Source organism: Streptomyces sp. NPDC040718 (assembly GCF_055593565.1).
The window spans coordinates 132,634-149,617 of the sequence record NZ_JBVIXO010000017.1; the positions used below are offsets into that span (position 1 = coordinate 132,634).

14 protein-coding genes and 2 pseudogenes are annotated in these 16,984 nt (G+C 70.3%); 10 read left to right on the forward strand and 6 right to left on the reverse strand.

Features of this window, described 5'->3' with window-relative positions:
* Positions 1–710 precede the first annotated feature (710 nt).
* Together ACZ597_RS31110 and ACZ597_RS31115 are read left to right on the forward strand one after the other, a co-directional pair.
* Positions 711–2,699, forward strand: coding sequence for a serine/threonine-protein kinase (locus tag ACZ597_RS31110; RefSeq protein WP_471337206.1), 1,989 nt, complete (start codon positions 711–713; stop codon positions 2,697–2,699).
* 628 nt (positions 2,700–3,327) lie between these two features.
* Positions 3,328–3,534: a hypothetical protein gene (locus tag ACZ597_RS31115; protein ID WP_471337209.1), complete on the forward strand. Its 207-nt coding sequence runs from the start codon at positions 3,328–3,330 to the stop codon at positions 3,532–3,534.
* 1,219 nt (positions 3,535–4,753) lie between these two features.
* Here ACZ597_RS31115 and ACZ597_RS31120 read toward each other — a convergent pair.
* The 3 genes from ACZ597_RS31120 to ACZ597_RS31130 form a co-directional block, all read right to left on the reverse strand.
* Positions 4,754–7,531: an AfsR/SARP family transcriptional regulator gene (locus tag ACZ597_RS31120; RefSeq protein ID WP_471337287.1), complete on the reverse strand. Its 2,778-nt coding sequence runs from the start codon at positions 7,529–7,531 to the stop codon at positions 4,754–4,756.
* Positions 7,532–7,569: 38 nt separating this feature from the next.
* The gene (locus ACZ597_RS31125) at positions 7,570–7,719 is read right to left on the reverse strand and encodes a hypothetical protein (protein WP_471337212.1); all 150 of its coding nucleotides are present in this window, start codon (positions 7,717–7,719) and stop codon (positions 7,570–7,572) included.
* A gap of 196 nt (positions 7,720–7,915) precedes the next feature.
* On the reverse strand, positions 7,916–8,134 hold the full coding sequence (locus ACZ597_RS31130) for a hypothetical protein (RefSeq protein ID WP_471337215.1): 219 nt from the start codon (positions 8,132–8,134) through the stop codon (positions 7,916–7,918).
* A 248-nt stretch (positions 8,135–8,382) separates the two neighbouring features.
* Between ACZ597_RS31130 and ACZ597_RS31135 the strand changes: the two genes are divergently transcribed.
* Positions 8,383–8,880 (forward strand): hypothetical protein, encoded by a 498-nt coding sequence (locus ACZ597_RS31135; RefSeq protein ID WP_471337217.1) that lies wholly within the window; start codon positions 8,383–8,385, stop codon positions 8,878–8,880.
* Positions 8,881–8,946: 66 nt separating this feature from the next.
* Here ACZ597_RS31135 and ACZ597_RS31140 read toward each other — a convergent pair whose 3' ends face one another.
* Both ACZ597_RS31140 and ACZ597_RS31145 read right to left on the reverse strand, forming a co-directional pair.
* Positions 8,947–10,035, reverse strand: a complete 1,089-nt coding sequence (locus tag ACZ597_RS31140) for an SDR family NAD(P)-dependent oxidoreductase (protein WP_471337220.1) — start codon at positions 10,033–10,035, stop codon at positions 8,947–8,949.
* Entirely contained in the window at positions 10,032–10,343 is a 312-nt protein-coding gene (locus ACZ597_RS31145; protein WP_471337223.1) for a helicase associated domain-containing protein, read from the reverse strand. The genes ACZ597_RS31140 and ACZ597_RS31145 overlap by 4 nt, the downstream gene beginning before the upstream one ends.
* A gap of 230 nt (positions 10,344–10,573) precedes the next feature.
* Here ACZ597_RS31145 and ACZ597_RS31150 point away from each other — a divergent pair, with 230 nt between their 5' ends.
* From ACZ597_RS31150 to ACZ597_RS31175, 6 genes and pseudogenes are all read left to right on the forward strand, one after another.
* Positions 10,574–11,011 (forward strand): hypothetical protein, encoded by a 438-nt coding sequence (locus ACZ597_RS31150; RefSeq protein WP_471337228.1) that lies wholly within the window; start codon positions 10,574–10,576, stop codon positions 11,009–11,011.
* 379 nt (positions 11,012–11,390) lie between these two features.
* Positions 11,391–11,831, forward strand: a complete 441-nt coding sequence (locus tag ACZ597_RS31155; RefSeq protein WP_471337231.1) for a hypothetical protein — start codon at positions 11,391–11,393, stop codon at positions 11,829–11,831.
* 346 nt (positions 11,832–12,177) lie between these two features.
* A pseudogene (locus tag ACZ597_RS31160) lies at positions 12,178–12,546 on the forward strand (helix-turn-helix domain-containing protein); the annotation flags it as partial.
* 835 nt (positions 12,547–13,381) lie between these two features.
* Positions 13,382–13,525, forward strand: coding sequence for a hypothetical protein (locus ACZ597_RS31165; RefSeq protein ID WP_471337233.1), 144 nt, complete (start codon positions 13,382–13,384; stop codon positions 13,523–13,525).
* A complete protein-coding gene (locus ACZ597_RS31170; protein WP_471337237.1) occupies positions 13,522–13,776 on the forward strand; it encodes a hypothetical protein in 255 nt (84 codons plus the stop codon). The genes ACZ597_RS31165 and ACZ597_RS31170 overlap by 4 nt, the downstream gene beginning before the upstream one ends.
* 125 nt (positions 13,777–13,901) lie before the next feature.
* Positions 13,902–14,739: pseudogene (locus ACZ597_RS31175) on the forward strand (transposase family protein); the annotation flags it as partial.
* 90 nt (positions 14,740–14,829) lie between these two features.
* On the opposite strand, the gene ACZ597_RS31180 reads toward ACZ597_RS31175, so the two are convergent.
* A complete protein-coding gene (locus ACZ597_RS31180) occupies positions 14,830–15,732 on the reverse strand; it encodes a GNAT family N-acetyltransferase (RefSeq protein WP_471337242.1) in 903 nt (300 codons plus the stop codon).
* Positions 15,733–16,152: 420 nt separating this feature from the next.
* Between ACZ597_RS31180 and ACZ597_RS31185 the strand changes: the two genes are divergently transcribed.
* On the forward strand, positions 16,153–16,542 hold the full coding sequence (locus ACZ597_RS31185; protein WP_471337246.1) for a hypothetical protein: 390 nt from the start codon (positions 16,153–16,155) through the stop codon (positions 16,540–16,542).
* Positions 16,543–16,984: the final 442 nt, after the last annotated feature.

The window sequence follows — 16,984 nt, forward strand, 5'->3', positions numbered from 1 at the left end:
CGCGCAGATCATGTAGCAGTCGAGTGAAACGGGGTCGGGCCCGACGTTGTTCGCGGCGACGTCCCACCGCGTTCCGTCGGCGTTCAGGCCGGAGGAGATCACGTGACGGCGTTGGTGGCGCTGGTCGTTGGCCGGACCCCGCCGCCCAGTGCGCGCTTGCCAGTGGGACAGAGCCCTCCCGTCCCAGCGTATTGGCCGGCCCGAGCTCGGTGCGGGTAGCCCGTGCCGCCATGGCATCCACCGGCAAGGCCCGGTGCCCCAGAGCGCTCTGGGGGCAGCACCACCGGGTCGGCCGCCTACACCTTCAACACGCGCTCCAGTCCAACGCGGACGACGTCCCCGGTCGTCATCACCAGGGCGGCGCCGCGGGCGCGCTCGGCGAGTGCCTCGGGCGGCGCCGCACCGCGCCCGGCCCCGGCCCCCACCGGTCGATCCAGGCCTGGAGGGCCTGGACGTGGGGCTGGTTGGTCCAGTACCCGCGCATTTGCCGACGCCTCCAGGGACGCCAGTCCGCTCCCGGCCAATCCACGAGGTGCTCGTCACGCTTGTCGGCGTCCGCACACGGCGACGCCGGCAGCCCGCCGAGTGAGACGCCAGCGCAACCGCCCGGCCGTCCTACGTACCATCCGGCTGCTGATCGGCGGGCACATCAGCGGTGCGCCTGCCCAGCCTGTTCTCCTTCCACTCAACCACATACAAGGAAGTCTTTTGTGAGCACTGTCGGTTCTGGTGGGCGGGTTCTGCCCGCCCGCCCTGGCGACCCGTCCAGGGTCGGGCCCTATCGGATCATCGGCCGTCTCGGGGCGGGCGGCATGGGTGTCGTCCACGCCGGTCTCGACCCTGCCGGGGTACGCGTCGCGGTGAAGGTCATCCACGCGGCACAGGCCGAAGACCCCGAGTTCCGAGCCCGGTTCCGCCGCGAGGTCACGCTGTCGGCCCGCGTGCAGGGGCCGTGTCTGATACCGGTGCTGGCTGCCGACCCCGAGGCCGCCGCTCCGTGGCTGGCGACGGAGTACGCGCCCGGCCCCACCCTGAACGAGCACCTCGCCGCCCGAGGTCCCCTCACGGGAGGGACGCTGTACGCCTTCGCGGCCGGTACCGCGCAGGCCCTGGCCGCCATCCACCGGGCCGAGGTCGTGCACCGGGATGTGAAGCCGCAGAACGTCATCCTCACCCCGGCCGGGCCCCGAGTCCTGGACTTCGGCATCGCCCACGCCGCTGACGGCACTTCCGTGACGCGTACCGGGGTGATGACCGGTACGCCGGGCTGGATCAGCCCCGAGCACTACCGCACCGGACACGCGGGCCCCCCAGGCGACGTCTTCGCCTGGGCGGCGCTCACCGCATACGCGACCACCGGCCGCCTACCCTTCGGCACCGGAGCCCCCGACGTCGTCGCCTTCCGCGTCATGTCCGCAGACGCCGACCTCGAAGGCATCCCCGACGCAGTCGCCGACATCCTGAAGCGTGCCCTGGTCAAGGACCCCGGGGAACGGATCACGGCTGCCGAGGCCGCAGAGCTGTGCCTGCCGCTCCTGGCATCGCAGACCACGCAGGCCCTCAACGCCGAGCACACCCCCGCGACGCTCGTCGGTGGCCTCATGGCCGACAACTGGGACATCCCCACTCAGGACGATCCCGCCTGGAACCTGCCCGCCCGATCCCGGAAGCGTGTGATCGGCATGGTCACCGGGGCTGCCGCCCTCATTGGCGCGATGACCGGCGCGACGCTCGCCTACCTTCCCGCCGACGCCGAGCCCGCGGCGCGCACTGCCACCCCCGGGAGGACACCCGCCGCGAGCAGCACGGGCGGCGGCGGCAGCACGGGCGGCCGGGGAGCTCCAGCCGCGCCCGCAGCGACCGCCCAGACCGGTGATGCGAGCGTTCAGGATCCCAGCTACACAGGCACGGGCAGCGCGTTCACGAAGCGAGAGAACACCTTTGGTGACGCCAGCATGTACACGGCGACCCGCCCCGCCTCCACGGCGGCGGAGAAGAAGGCAGCCGAGGACATCAACGCCAAGACAGCCGCTTACTTCGCCACGAAGGGCTGGAAAGACAGGGGGATCAACGTCCAGTTCAGCGCCAACGCGCAAGGCGTGATGATCAGCCCGAACCCGGCACGCAAGTGGGAGTACAGCGAGCTGCAATTCTTCCAGTCCGCCGCGAAGCGAGCCGCATGCACGGTACTCGCCGGGCGCATCAAGGGCGACAAGAGCTGGCCGTACGGCAGATATGTGGTGACGGCCGACCGCAACGGCGGGAGCGTGGGCGAGGTACAGGGATTCGGTGACGACACGAGCGACTGTGCCGGGCTGGAGAAGTTCGGCGGTGACATCGAAGGGTTCTCCGCAGCGACGGTCCCCTCGGTGTCGGGCGACGAGATCCGGGTGGCGGACCGCACGGTGAAGGGCATTCGTGAGTCGTGGATGAAGGGCGGCGGGTATGCCGTGCCCGAGGACTTCATCACGGCCGGTTTCGACCCGGTGTCCAAGACCATGTACATCTGGACGAACGACGAGGGGTGGGCGCTGAAGTACAAGGAGAGCTTCAAGAGCGTGGCCGGTGTGGTGGCCTGCCGCGAGTGGAACGGCGTGGACTACGGTGAGTGGCCGTACAGCCGCTACGTGGTGGCCACGACGCGTGGGGCGAACGGCGGTCCGGAGTTCCTCGGGTCGAACACCTGCACCGGGGAGTGACAGCATCGGGCCAAGGGCGACGGTGTTGGGCCGGACTGATCGCGCCGAAGGCGCCGGGGACGTGGCCGCGCTCGGCGACCTCCTGGTGTCCGCCGCCGCGCATGCCCCCGCGACGGTGCGCGACCGGATTGCGGCGGCTGCGGACGCGTGCGAGCAAGCCGGCCGGGCCGCGAGCGAGCGGTCGCTCACGGGCCGGGCGCGGCCGGGTCCGGGGCGCACCGCGCGGACGTCACCGGCCGTACGCCGTGGCCCCGCCGAGCCCGGGCCGATACCGGAGTGCCGCCCCGTGCGCCCGGGCCGCCGAAGCCGGGCACGGGCAAGTCCCGCTGACCTGCCACGAGGAGAGATTGGGTCCATCCCCGAACCCGCTGCCGTGCCCGCCCTCGATCCGTTCGCCGAGTCGATGGCCGAAGCCGCCCAGACCGCTGCGGCGGCCTCCGGCTGATGCTGACGATCTCCGACGCCGTACGCCGTACGCCGTGCCGCCCAGAAGCCGCGCCAGGGCGAAGAGGCCGAACCCGCCGAGGGCGAGGAGAAGCTCGCCCCGGGCCGGGTCGCCGACGCGCTGCGCCCGCTGCTCGACGACCGGGTGCTGGCCGACCTGATGTCGGGGAAGGACTGGCCCCCGATGGCGGGGCAGTGGGTCCCGTTGCAGCGCGCCGGCGTCGACCTGCACACGTTCCTGCCTCAGCGGGCCAACGCCGCGCGCATCCAGGCGGCGGGCACCGACCGGTGGACGGACCTGCTCAAGGCGACGATGCCCGAGGGCCTGGTGCGCGACGCGATCCCCGCCTCCCCCGGCCTGGCCGGGACATACAGGCAACACATGCACTGAGTCAGGGAGTTGACCCTGCTTTACCCGGCTATCCCATCCGTTCAGCGGCGTATTCAGCTATATGCCGGATGAAACCATGTAGTCCAGTTCGTAACCACTTGAAGTAGGCGTTGGTGCCGAAGACCAGGCCCAGCGCAGGACGACCCGTGACGCCCGGGGAGGCGAGTCCCGGAGCGACCAGGATGTTGTCGGCAGCCTGGTGTGTAACCATCGCCAGATTGACCCGACCGTCCGAGATCGGAGTAAACGTGCCTCTCCCCCTGAGATGTCCGCCAGAGGTAATGCCTGACCCGGAACCCGCGGATCTGATAGTCGTTTTGGTGCGTCAATATCAGACGTGGATCAGATCCGGCCTCCTGCGCGGCGGCGATGCTATTTTGCCTGCTGAGTACCTCGACCTCGCTCCACCTGGCACCCTGAGAATTATAGGTGGCCATCTCGATCTGCTCTGGCTTCAGGTCTGCGGCGTACGCGGGAGAAGCGGGCACCCCCACGAACGCGCCGATGATCGTTGCGAACCCTGCCAATAGGGCGACAATTATCGGATTCTTTTGCATGTGAAGCAATCCAGTCGTTCTGAAATGCAGCCCCTTCAGAAATCCCGCACTCAGGCTATTTTTCGCCGGGTGTGGGAAGCGGATTCCCTTCGGCGTGCCGGGTCCGGCAGTACGAGCAGGGGCTCGGAAATGGCCGGCGGGAGCCCCAGGGTCATCTTTCCCCCCGAAGACTTTATAATTCACGCTTCCACCTAGATGTGTATCAACAGAACACGGGTCGGCATCGGAGAGCAGGAGCGGAAGGAGTCCCGTCCCAGCTGTTTCCTTTCGGCGTGGATGAGATCGGCAGATACCGATGTGAGCGCCACTTTGACCCAGAGAAATCAGACTCCCATCCCCCGCTCACGCTTCGTTCACGTATTCCTGACGCGCCGCTCACGTCGCCGACAAGTACGGGCCAGTGCTGGTGGCTGAACGTGATGCGCTGGGGATCGGGTCGCGAAGGCAAGCTCTTGCAGGCAGCAGGCAGCAGGCAGCAGGCAGCAGGCAGCAGGCAGCAGGCAGCAGGCGCCAGCGGCGCCGCCAGGACCCCGCCCCAGTCCCGGGCCCGGCACCTGGGCCGGCATGCTGCCGTTCAGCCGGTCGAGTCCTCAGTTTGAGAGCTGCTCAGTTCGGTTGCCGCTCGTCGGCCTCGTGCCGTGCTGCCGGCCGCGGGCGACGGTTCAGGTTCGCGTGGTGAGTCGCGCAACCGCCGCGTCGTACCGTGCCTGGAGTCCCGGATCCGCCGATACCCGCAGCAGCACGGCGAGCGCCCGTACCGCGCCGTCCTCGTAGCCGGACGACTCCGCCTGCTGGGCCGCCAGGTCGAGCTGCCGGATGCCCTCGGCCGCGTCCCCGAGCCCCAGCAGCGCCTCTCCCCTCACCACGAGTAGCAGTATCCGGGGCACGTCGGCGGTGCCCGTTCGATCATCGAAGGCGAGGGCCTCGGTCGCCGTGTCGAGGGCCGGGCGCCATTTCCCGGCGTCGACCCGATGCCGGGCGAGGTGCTGCATGGCCAGTCTCTCGGTGGTCCGGTTGCCGGCCGTGCGCGCCAGCTCCACCGCCCGCTCGCATCCCTGCGCAGCCTCGGACGGGCCGCCGAGCGCCGCTTGCGCCACGGCCAGGACGATCAGCGCGTTCGCCTCGGCGACCAAGTCGCCCGCCCGGGAGGCGAGCGCGGAGGCGGCTTCCAGACGGGCCAGAGCCTCTGCGATGCGCCCTTCCTCGATCAGCACCCAGCCGAGCACGTTCAGCACCCGCGACTCGCCGTGCCGATCGGCGTCGGCCCGTGCCGCCGCAAGCGCGGTCTCCAGGAGCGGGACCCACCCGTCCCGCACGCGCCACACGATCAGCGGCCACAGCAGCAGGACGATCCGCCATGCCCTGCCGTGCAGTCCGGCGGCCTGTGCCGCAGCCACCGCCAGCGTGAGGTCGTCCCTCTCGGCCGCGTACCAGGCTACGGCGGCGGACCGGTCGCCGAACTTCCGCACGGCGGTGGGCGGCAGGTAGTCCGCAGGCAGCGGGAAGTCCTCCTCGTTGCCGGGCTCGGCCGCCGCCACGGCGGCGAGGGCCGTGGCGATGTAGTGGTCGAGCACGCGCTTGAGCGCATTGGGCCCGGCGTCCAGGCTCCGCGCGTAGAGCCGCACGAGATCGTGCAGCGTCCAGCGGCCGGACGCCGTCTCCGTGACAAGATGCGCGACGGCCAGCCGCTCCAGGGAAAGCTCGGCGGCTGCCGGATCCGTGCCCGCCAAGGCTGCCGCCGCATACCGGTCGACGTGCGTGCCGGGATGGCGACCGAGATGGGCGAACTGACGGGAGGTGTGCCGCGGCAGCTGTTGCAGCGTCAGGTGCAGCGCAGCCCGCACGCCGGTGTCCTCCACCTCCAGCAGGCTCAGCCGGCGCGTCTCGTCGGACAGCTCGGCGGCCATCGCACCCAGCGGCAAGCCGGGCCGTTGCGCCAGCCTGGCGGCGGTCACCCGCAGCGCCAGCGGCAGCCCGCCGCACAGCTCGGCCAGCTCTCGCGCGGCCACCGGCTCTGCGCATACCCGTTCCGTGCCGAGTACCCCGGCGAGGAGCATCGTGCCGTCCTCCGCCCCGAGCACGTCCACGGCAACGGGCCGGGCGCTGTCGGTGACGATCAGCCCCGGCAGCCGGTGTCTGCTGGTGACGACGGTGACGCAGCGGCGACCGCCTGGCAGGAGCGGCCTGACCTGCTCGGAGTCACGCGCGTTGTCGAGCACCACGAGGAGCTGACGGTCGGCGGCCAGCGACCGGAACAGCGCGGCCGCGCCGTTCGCCGACTCCGGTATCCGGCGCTGCGCGACACCGAGCGCCAGAAGGAACTCGCGCAACACCTCCACGAGAACCGGCTCGCCCGTGTCGCCGAAGCCGCGCAGGTCGGCGTAGAGCCGCCCGTCAGGGAATCCGGCACGGCCGTGGTGTGCCCAGTGCAGCACCAGGGCCGTCTTCCCGACCCCGGCGGGCCCGGTGACCAGACAGACCGGCGCCTCGCCTCTGGCGGCCCGGGACAGGGCTACGAGCTCCGCCGCCCGCCCATGGAAGCCGCGCGGCGCGCGCGGCAGCAGATCGGGCGCACCAGTCTGCGCAACGGCATCCGATACGGCGGCAGGGAGCGGGGCGACCGCCGCCGTGGCCGGGCAAACAACCGGAACCGCGGCGGCTGCTTTCGCCATGTCCCCCGTGGCCTGCGCCGCGTCCCCTTCACCGCCGTGCAAGGCCGAGGCGTAGGCGTTCGTCAGTTCCTGGCCCGGGTCCACGCCCAGTTCGTCGGCGAGCAATCGCCGGGTGCGATGGAACCAGTCCAGCGCCTCCGCACGGCGCCCCGCTCTCTGGAGCGCCCCCATGAGCGTGGCGGACAGCGATTCGCGCAGCGGGTGGGCCACTGTCTCGGCGCGCAGAACAGTCACGGCGCTGGAGTGCTCACCCAACCGCGCGTAGCCCGCCGCAAGCTGCTCCACCGCGTCCAGCCGCAGTTCCTCCAACGCCTGCGCGGCGGCCTGCAGCGGTGGGCTCGGGCACACGTCGGCCAGTGCTGGCCCTTGCCACAGCGACAACGCCTCCCGGTACATCGTCACAGCTTCAGCCGGGACACGCTGCTCACGGGCCAGAGCCACGAGATCTTCGAAGCGGTGCACGTCCAGCAGGACCTTCGGCATGCGCAGGACATACGCTGGGCCCTGGGTGACCAACTCGACGCCGTGCGCCCCGGCGCCGGCACTCGTCAGCGAGGCCCGCAACTGCGACACATGGCCCTGGACGACACCGCGGGCGCGCGCCGGCGGTTCCTGCTCCCACAGAGCGGTCGTCAGGTGGTCCACGAGCACTGGGCGATTAGGGCGCAACAGCAGGGCGGCCAGCAGGCTGCGCCGTTTGACGGGACCGAGCGGCAGACTGCCGGCTTCGGTGACGACTGACACCGATCCGAGCAACCGGAACTCCATCTGCCCCATGCCTCCCAGCAAAAGAATTCAGGATAACGCTACGGCTCCCGCCCCCCGACCTCGCGGATGCCCTGGCTGCCCGGCTGGACGACACGGACCGCCACGTCCAGGTCGTCGCCGTGCATGGGCTCGCCGTGCACGGCGATGAGCGCTGTGTGGAAGCAGCACGCCGTCTCGGTCCGCCGCAACCCGGCTTCCTGAATGAGGAGCTACCTCGACTCGGTGTGGCCCTACGAGTGGCGTCGCGACGGCCGCTGAGTCCCGACCTGGGCTCTCAGGAGCTCAGGCACCCGGGAATACCGCACGTTCCGCATGACGCTCCCCGCCAGCTGGGGCCTCCGGCTGGCCGCCGGCGCGGCGGGAGGCGTACGCGAATGACCAGGGTCAGCCGTCCAGCCTGGTGGCGGTGACGGCCCGCTCGAACAGGGCCAAGGCGGACCGCGATCCGTCCGAGTGGCTGCCGCCGTCGCCGGAGGCGCTGTGCCGGTACGGCGCGGAGTGGACCGCGACCAAGCTCAGGTGGGGCCTTGCGGTGGACGAGGCCGAGCAGCAGCGGCTGTGGGACATCGCGGCCGGCTGCGGTGACATGCCGGTGGAGTTCACGCCGAGCCCCGTAGGCCGACCACGTCGGACCGGCGCGGCCGTTGGGGTGTCGCAGCTCATGGAGGAGGCTACCTGTCATGGCCATGTCAGGCCTTGATGGGGAGGGGGCCCGCGAGGAGTCGGGCCGGGGTTCGGTTTCCCGGCACCCCTCGGAGCCGGCCCCGCGCCGACGGTCCTCGGCCGGCCGTCGCCTGGTGGCCCGGCTGGCTGACACCGGGTGCTGTTGGCGGAGGTGGCGCGGACGGCGGGTGGGCCGGGCCGCGGTGGCGGGCTGGCGGCGGCATGCCGACTTCCCTGCCCCGGTCGGCGGTACGGACGTGCGGCCGGAGTTCGACCGGCCGGCGATCGCGGTGTGGCTGCTCGCCCACGACAAGATCGGGGTGCCCGTCGGCATGCCGTCGGCCACGCTGACCGTGATCGGGGCCGGGCGCCGTACGGCCCGGTTCCGGCTCGGCGGCCCGCACCTGGTCCTCGCCGACGACGCGGAGGGGGAGGGCGAGCTGTCCGGCTGGTCCACCGACGAGGACGCCGACGCACTGGCCGCTTCGAAGGCGGGGGAGTTCGGGGCGTCGGTGGGCCGGGTGCGGGTGGTTGAGCGGTTCCGTTCGGGGGCGGGTGGCCTGCGGGTGAAGCTGGCCTGGCCGGCCGCCCGGCGGGGCACGGCCGCGCGGCATGGGGGAGTGGCCCACCTTGCGGTTCTGTACACGGGCGCGGGTGCCGGCTGCGGGTGCGTACGCCATGCCTGAGGCGGCGTCACCGCCGCGCCCTTGTGCCCCGACCACGGGCCCGGCCGAGGGCCGGGTGAGCGAGGACTACGTCGAGGGTGGGATCGTCTGCGCGGACCGCGCCCGCCGCATGCGCGCCCCTGCCCATCCCCGACAGCCTCGGGGACCCGGCCGTGAGCCCAAGGCGGCCGGGGTGGGGCGTTCCGGGGACGGCTGCGAGCAGCGCGCGGGAGACTGGCGGTTCGGGTTGCGACGGTGAGGCGCGGCGGAAGGCGAGGACGGATCCGGTGCGGCTGGTGCGGGAGGCCAGGGACGCGGTCGAGCGTCTGAACAACGTGTTCCTGGACGACGCGCAGAGGCTCGAACACCGCCGGGTCCGTGCACGCGTCGAGCACACCTTTCAGCGGCTGAGCATCGCCAGGACCGTGCGGCGCGGCAGGAGGCGGGTGGCGATGACGAAGAGTGCGTTCGCCCTCCCGGGGACGACGGTGGGGCCGGTGCGGTGGTCCAGGGCCCGCAGGGCGGTGGTACGACGGCTCGCGCGCTCAGGACCATGGCTGCAGGGGCGTCCTGGTGCCGGCGGGATTCGGAGCCGGACTCCGGCTGAGGTTCCGACTGCGCTTCCGGCTCCCGTCCCGTGGAGGTCGGGCCGGGGCAGAGGGCCATGACGTGGACGCCGAGGGGGCGTTGCTCGTACCAGAGGGCCTCGGAGAGGGCGGTCACGAAGGCTTTGCCGGCGCTGTAGACGGCGAGGCCCGGGGCCGGGGCGTGCGCGAGGGTGGAAGAGACGTTGACGAGCGCGTCCCCGTGCCGGGCCCCGGAGAGGAAGGCGTGCGCCAGTACGACGACGGCGTCGCCGCCCAGGCGCATGGCAGCCAGTGTGTCCTGCGGGCCGGTCGCGGTGAAGGGGCCGTGGTGGGCGGTGCCGGCGTTGTTGACCAGCAGCTCGACGGGCCGTCGGACCAGCTCGGCGGCGACCAGCCCCTGACCTTCGGGGGTCGAGAGGTCTGCGACCAGGTAGCGGTGGCCCGGGCCGACCTCCTCGACGAGGGCGCGCAACCTGTCCTCGCCCCGGGCCACGGCGGTCACGGTCCAGCCGGCCGAGGCGAGTTCGCGAGCGAAGGCCCGGCCGATGCCCGAACTGGCCCCGGTGACCAGGGCCGCGCGGGCGGTCATTTCTCGGCCCCGGGCACCGTGCTGGGAGACAGCAGGAAGGAGACCTTTTCCATGACCGGCTGCCGCTGGGTGTTCTGGAAGGCGGCGATCCGCCACTGTCCGTCGCTTTCGCGGGTCAGCGTGTACGTCTGGCCCGCCCCGCTACGGCGGCAGGCGCGGCGGGCGTTGGCGGTCCACTGCCCGAGCGGGAAGTTCGCCAGCGAGGCCGGCCACCCCGCCTTCTCCGCGTCCTCGGCGGCTGGGACACGGAACGTGAACGGCACGCGCAGGTCGCCGTGCGCGCGGGCATAGATGACGGCGGCTTCCACCCCGCGCCGCCAGTGCTCGTGTTCGGGGTTGAGGACGCGGAGGTGGATGAACGAGGCGAGCGCGGCCGGGTCTCGGGGCGTGCTGAACTTCAGGAGGGCCTTGGCGGGGGCACTGACGCTGCCGGAGCTGCTACCGATCCCGTTCTGCTCGTCGGGCCGCTATTCCCGCTGACGGGCTTGTAGCGGCTCGGTGCCTGCTGCTCGGCGAGGGTCTCCACGATCCGCGCGTCGTGCGCGCGGAGTGCTTCGAGGAGCTTGGCGAGCCCTTCGTACGCACGGCTGGTGAGATCAAGGCGGCGGCACGCATCGCCCTGGAAGGTCCTCCGGATCTTCCCCATACCTTTATCGAGACGGAGCAGCACAAGGCGGCACGCAAGGACGATCTGTCCTTGACCCACCGCATCCGCATCCAGCAGCTGATCGCCGGCGCAGCGAGCATCGCCGCCACCGCCCAAGAGAAAGCCGCCGAAGCGGGCGGGGCCGCTGCGACGGCGCGACAGGCGTCCACACGGGCCGAGGAGTACGCACGTCAGGCGCAGGCTTCGGCTGCCGAGGCCAAGGGGTACGCCGATCAGGCCGCCAAGTCCGCCAAGGCCGTGTTCCGCGGCCAAGGCAGCGGCGTCCGCCAAGGCCGCGCGACAGGCAGAGACGGAAGCCCAGAACGCTGAGGCCCGCGCCCTGAACTCGGCTGCCCGGGCCCAGAACTCGGCGTACCAGGCCAGCAAGTCCGCCGAACGGGCGGCGGCGGCCACTGAGGCCCGCACGTCCGCCACGGCTGCCGGAAAGAGCGCAGAGGAAGCCGAGCAGGTTTCCGTAGAGGCGTACGAGATCGCGGTCGCGAAGGAACGTGCCGAACAGGAGGCCTACTGCCAGCAGCAGGAGTTCTGGGCGGAATACACGAAGAATCATCCGGAGCCCTCCGAGGAGAACAGCTGGGTACCGGACTGGCTGAAGAACGCGGCCAACACCACCGGTACCTACCTTCAGGCAATCTTCAGTCAGCGGGATGTATGGATCGGGGCGGCAGAGACCGCGGGTGGCGCCGCGATGATGATTGGTGGTGCGGGAGGCGACGTCGCCGGTGGCGCGATCTGCCTCACCGGGGTCGGCTGCTCCGCCGGCGCCCCGGCCATCGCCGTGATGAGCGGCCTGATCGTCGGAGGCGCGTACACCGCCAGTGATGACATCGGCCGTTTTGGGAACGGCATCAACAAGGCCCTGCGCGAGGCGGAGAACAAGAGCACGATCCACTCGTCGGTTCGCGGTGGCGAGCGCAGCATCGACGAGACGGAGGTCTTCAAGAACGCCGAGCGGGTATTGTATGACGAAAAGGGACAGCAGGTTCACATCTGGAACCAGGGCAACGGCTGCAGCCACCTGGCCATCCGAAACCCCAGCAACGGCAAAACGGTAACCCTCCAGGAGTCAAAGGACGACTGGATCGAGCGTCAGATCGCGTCAGGCCGATGGTACGGGCTGCAGGATTGACATAAAGGAAAACCTATGAATGAACGCACTTACTTGTGTGCGATCTGCACCCGTGACTTGGGCCGATCGGACGCGGACTTCATCCAGCTGACCGCGACGCGGCCGCACTGGACCGAAATGCAGCAGTTCTTTGTTCACGCCTCTTGCTTGGCATCGAAACTCGATCCGAGCGTGCCCCTCGGGGAGCTATTCGAACAGTGATTTCCGCGAGTCCGTAGGCGGCCGGACGGGCACCCGCCAGGTCGTTATCTGAGGGCGTCAACACCTTAGCTTCGATCTTTCGTGACGGTCCGTCGGTTTGCTTGAGTTCTATTGGTCCTTGCAACACCCCGGCTCAGGGGATGCTTTGGACTTCGAGATCCGTGACCGCTCGGTGAACCAGGGGGCCCGTGCCCTTACAGAAGAGTGGCGGATCTACCTTCAGCTCATGCAACAGGGCGTGAGCTACAAGGAGGCGGCCCAGATCGTGGGTATCGCCCCGCGAACGGGCAGGCGGTGGCGCAACGGACGCAACGCGTCAGACGGCACCGTGGCGGCATTGCCTATCGACATGTCAGTGGCGTCACCGAAGCCTTCGGTGACGCCCCTGGACGGGCCGTCCCGTTACCTCCGCGAGGCCGATCGGATTCACATAGCCGAACGGCTGCGGGAGAAGGCCACGGTCCGCGCCATCGCTGGCGAGTTGGGCCACAGCCCCTCCAGCATCAGCCGCGAGTATGACGGGCCATTGATGTAGTGCTTGTGCTGGTCTTTTGGCCTGGGTGTGTGCAGGTTGGCTGGTACGCGGGTGTGGTGGGTGTTCCTGTGGTTGTCGGGGCCGGCCGACGGGGGCTTGGAGAGCTTCGGACTTGGCCGGTGGCCTGGTGTTTTCTCGGGTTGGCCGGGTTTTCCAGGTGCGTGCAGATGCCCTGGATTTTTGTGCAGGTGTAATGGCCGGTCTATAGGCAGCGGCGTCTGGGGCGTTGCTGCTTGGTGTGGATCCAGGCTTGTAGCAGGTCGTCGAGTGGGAGGACGAGCTGGTCCAGGCGGAGGATGCGGGCGGTCTGGTCGAGGAAGCTGTGGCCGGTCTGGCCGCGGTGTGTGCGAGGTGTCGGGCGAGGGTGACGGTCTCGGGGCAGGTGACGAGTTCCCGTGCGGTGCGGGCCCAGGATGTGCCGCCTGCGGGTGGTGGGTTGGTGTCGGCGAGGCGGGTCAGGCGGGTTCGCCAGCGTTGGGTGAGGTGCTGCTGGTTGTCGTACCAGCGGGTGGTGATCATGCTCGCCCATTGGTAGGCGGTGGTGCCGTCGGGCTGGCGTACGAGGCGCTGGTGGGCGTGGTGGGCTTTGGGCGAGTTCGGGTAGTGCGAGGGTGTCCAGGGACGCGCGGTGGGTGGGTGGGGTGGCCCATTGAGCGGTGTGCATCGTGAAGTGCCAGGTGGCGGGCCTGGTGTGATTCCGTGCCTGGGTGCTCGTGCTGGTCGCACGGGGCAGTCTGCCGTGTAGATCATCGGGCAGGGAGGTCTTCGCGGGTTCTGGTCCGTTCCGGCCCGCGGGGCTCCTACGCTCCCGGACATGGTGGACCCCGAGGTGCTGGAACGGATCGCCGCGCGCCGCGCGGACTTGGACGGGCTGGAAGAACAGCTGATCAAGCAGCTGGAGAAGGTGAGGGCCGAGCGGACGAACTCGCGGTCGCCGAGCGGGTCCTGGTGCGGATGAGTGAGCAGTTCGCTGGGGAGCGCGCTGCCGTCGCACCGGCGTCGGCGCAGGTCGGCGGGCGTGCGGTGCTTCTGGTCCCGCACCGCGGCGACAGCCCGGACGAGACCGCGCTTCCTGGTGACTACCGCCGGATCCTCGCGATCGTGCGGACCGCCGACGGTCCTGTGCAGGTGCGGGCCGTGGGCGAGGAGCTGGGCCTTCAGGTGGGGGTGCGCGGGAAGCTGGAGCCGCTGCGGGAGCGAAGCTGGTGAAGCTCGCGGATCGCGGCTGGCTACACAAACGTCCTGACGGGAAGTTCACCGCGCGCCTGTAGCCGCGTTGTGGAGCACGCTGCCGCAGCGTAACCAGAGTGCTCCCGAGGGCAGTTGAGTTTGGTGTGAAGAAAAACAACCCTCACGTCGAGGGCCCCGACGGTCTTGTCCACAGCGCCCGCCTGCCGCTGTCGAGTGCCACCCTGAACTGGCTCGCCGAGCTGATACGTGGCCACTGCAAGAAGATAGGATCGCGGTGGCGGGCCCTGTCTGCGGGGAAGATCGCCGGGATCGTGCTGGCAGTGCTGCGCTGTGACCAGCGGCCCGGCAGCCGGGCTGGCGGCAACGGGGTGCACCGCACCACGGTGTCCCGGTGGGTGCGGGAAGTCATCGGGCTGGTGGCCGCCCGCGCACCGCGCCTGGACCGTGCGCTGAAGAAGATCGCCCGATCGGGTGGCGGGGTGGTCCTACTGGACAGCTCGTTGATCCGCACCCGCCGCCGCACCGGGACCGAGAACCGGGAGAACTACTCCGGTAAGCGCAAGTGCCACGGCCTGCTCGTGATCGCGCTCACCGACGACGAGGGCCGCTTGGTCTGGGTGAGCGCGGTTCGGCTCGGACGCACCTCGGAGATCACCGCCTGCCGCCACGACAAGCTCACCGTCCATCTGCGCGCGGCCGACCTCGGCGCGATCGCCGACCTGGGCTTCGTCGGCCTCGACGGCAGCCGTCCGGGCGCCGACCCGGCGGTGATCACCGGCTACAGGGCGGCCCGCAACCGGCCCTTGACCAGGGGACAGAAGCTGTCCAACAGGGCGCTGGCCGCGGTAAGGGGCCCCGGTCGAGCAGGGATTCGCCCCCCTGAAGAACTGGCGCGTGCTCGGCAAAATCCGCACCGACCCGAAGTGGGCGACCGCGCTGGTACGAGCCCTACTGGTCCTGACGAGCCGCGAAGTCGCCCGGCGACCGACGATCAACACCGATCGTTCTGGCTCTCGCCTGGGCCTACCACCGGCGGCGACGCCCTTGCCTGACGCAGGGCGGGCGCCGGGTTCAGACGTAGGTCCTGCGCCACTGGTCGGCCGCGCCGAGGAGGGTCATGCCAGCGGAGGTGTAGGCCTGCATGGCGCCGGTGTTGTGGGTGTCCACATCGACGCCGACCGTGCGGTGGCCGCGGGCGCGGAGGAGGCTGAATGCGGTGGTGAGGAGTTGGGCGCCGAGGCCGTGGCGGCGGTGGGAGGGGTGGACGCCGAACCAGGCGATCCAGGCGCGGTCGACGGGGTCGCGGGCGATGAGGACGCCGCCGGGGACGCTGTCGAGTTCGGCGAGGAGCCACAAGTCGGGGTTGTAGCCCTCGCGTCGGCGCTGGGCGTGGTGGAAGGCGTCGAAGTCCGGGTAGGGGTGCTCCGGGTCGTCGGTGAAGGCCTCGTTCAGCACGGAGTGGACGGTGCGGAGGTCGGTCTGGTTCCGGGCCGCGCGCACTGCGGGCGCGGGGTGGTCGGGGAGGCGGATGGCGTCCAGGTCGACGGTGAGGCGGCTGCTGCTGTCCACGACGGTCCAGCCGCGGCTGAGGAGTTGGTCGTGGGGGAAGCAGCCAGGAAGCTGATACAGCGTCACCGGCGTGTCAGGGGTCGGCAGGTCGTGGGCGGCCCAGACGTCGAGGCGTTCCAGGAGCGTTGTGGTGACGGCAGGTGCATCCGAGGACGGGGCGACGACCAACTGGGCACGCAGCTCGCCTGGCTGAGGCGCGGGATGGAGGGCGGCGAAGCCGAGCAGGCCGCCGTCGGGCCCCGACGCGGTCCACGTGCGGGAGGGCAGGTCCAGGCCGGCAGCGGCCAGCATGCTGCGCGCCTCGGCGGGGCCGGACTCGCGGCGACCGACCGTCGCCTCCTCGTCCCGGCCGAGCAGTTCGGCGAGGGCGTCGACGTCCGCAATGGAAACGGCTCTCCACTCCATTCCCGCACTGTCGCAGGACGAGGCGTTGGCCGCCAGCGGATTTGGGCGGCGCCCGCGGCAGTAGGCGATGATAAGGGAGGGCGCCCACGCCTGCTCGTCCTCACAAACGGGGAGGTCGCCCGCTGACCGACGATCTCCACCGAAGTCACCCGCCCTTCACCAGCATGAGTACCCCGGAGCCGACGCACACCAGGCCCGTGACCTGCCACTCCACGATGCACACCACTCACTACAGGCGCCCCTGGGCGGTGCCAGGCGCTGAGCAGCTTCACCGATCGGCGACACGTGACATCCTCGCAGGATTGGCTGGAGTGGCACGTGGGGTCGTTTCCTGTTTGTATCCGGGTGTCAAAATGAATCGCGGGGTCCCGAACTGTCGTGTTGGGTTGGGGGTGTGCACTGGCTGCCTACCCTCGTGGGGTGATCGACTTTTCTGAGATGTCACCTGCGGATTTCCTTCAGGCTTTGAAGCGTGGCACGGACTTTCTGTGGCCTTTGGACGCGGCTGTCTGGTTGTTGGAGCGGACAGGCGTGTGGCTGGAGGACCCGAGGCTGCGCCAGTACGTCGACGGGGGAATCAGAGAGGGGGAGATGTGGGCCGGCTTCGAGGTCCCGCGGCTGCGCGCCGCGATCGAGGCAGGAGAACTCGGAGACCACAGTGAGGAACTCACAGTCCTGCACTTCGCCCTCAGCCTGTACGGAGACTTTCCCATCTCTCTCCGCTATGACTGCTGGGGTCTCTCCGAGGAAGTCGTCCAGCTGATGGGCAAGGCCATGCTCATCGCCAACGGTTACGCCGAGCGTGACTGAACCAATGTCAGGCGAGTCCCTGCACCGTAGGGGGAGACGAGCCCGGCGTCGGCGAGGACTTCCCCGCCCCTGCTGCTGGCGCCCGCAGAGCGGGGCTGGTCCTGGAGGCAGAGCCGAAAGGACCTCAGGGCGGGGGAGCGGAGCGGACCCGCCCAACGGGCCGGAGACCCAGGCCCCGTGAAACGGGGTCATCTCCCGCGCGTAGCACGGGAAGCCTTTCGGCCCGCGGAGCGGGCCATGTGGGTGGAGCGCAGCGGAACCCAAACCTGTCCGGAGCCAAGCGCAGGACCCAGGGCCGAAGGCTCGGCCCTGGCCCGCGAAGCGGGCCCCGCCGAGCGCAGCGAGGCGGTTCACTGCCCCGAAGCGAAGCGGAGGGCCTCGGCCGAGCGCAGCGAGGCCGGTCTCTCCTGAGCGCGCAGCGCTCAGGTACCCGCTCCGCGGG

Excerpts from the sequence above, each read along its gene's own strand:
- ACZ597_RS31115 (WP_471337209.1), top strand. The coding sequence starts at position 3,328 with ATGGCGGGGCAGTGGGTCCCGTTGCAGCGCGCCGGCGTCGACCTGCAC.
- ACZ597_RS31120 (WP_471337287.1), bottom strand. The coding sequence starts at position 7,531 with ATGGAGTTCCGGTTGCTCGGATCGGTGTCAGTCGTCACCGAAGCCGGC.
- ACZ597_RS31140 (WP_471337220.1), bottom strand. The coding sequence starts at position 10,035 with ATGACCGCCCGCGCGGCCCTGGTCACCGGGGCCAGTTCGGGCATCGGC.
- ACZ597_RS31155 (WP_471337231.1), top strand. The coding sequence starts at position 11,391 with ATGATGATTGGTGGTGCGGGAGGCGACGTCGCCGGTGGCGCGATCTGC.
- ACZ597_RS31165 (WP_471337233.1), top strand. The coding sequence starts at position 13,382 with ATGGTGGACCCCGAGGTGCTGGAACGGATCGCCGCGCGCCGCGCGGAC.
- ACZ597_RS31170 (WP_471337237.1), top strand. The coding sequence starts at position 13,522 with ATGAGTGAGCAGTTCGCTGGGGAGCGCGCTGCCGTCGCACCGGCGTCG.
- ACZ597_RS31180 (WP_471337242.1), bottom strand. The coding sequence starts at position 15,732 with ATGGAGTGGAGAGCCGTTTCCATTGCGGACGTCGACGCCCTCGCCGAA.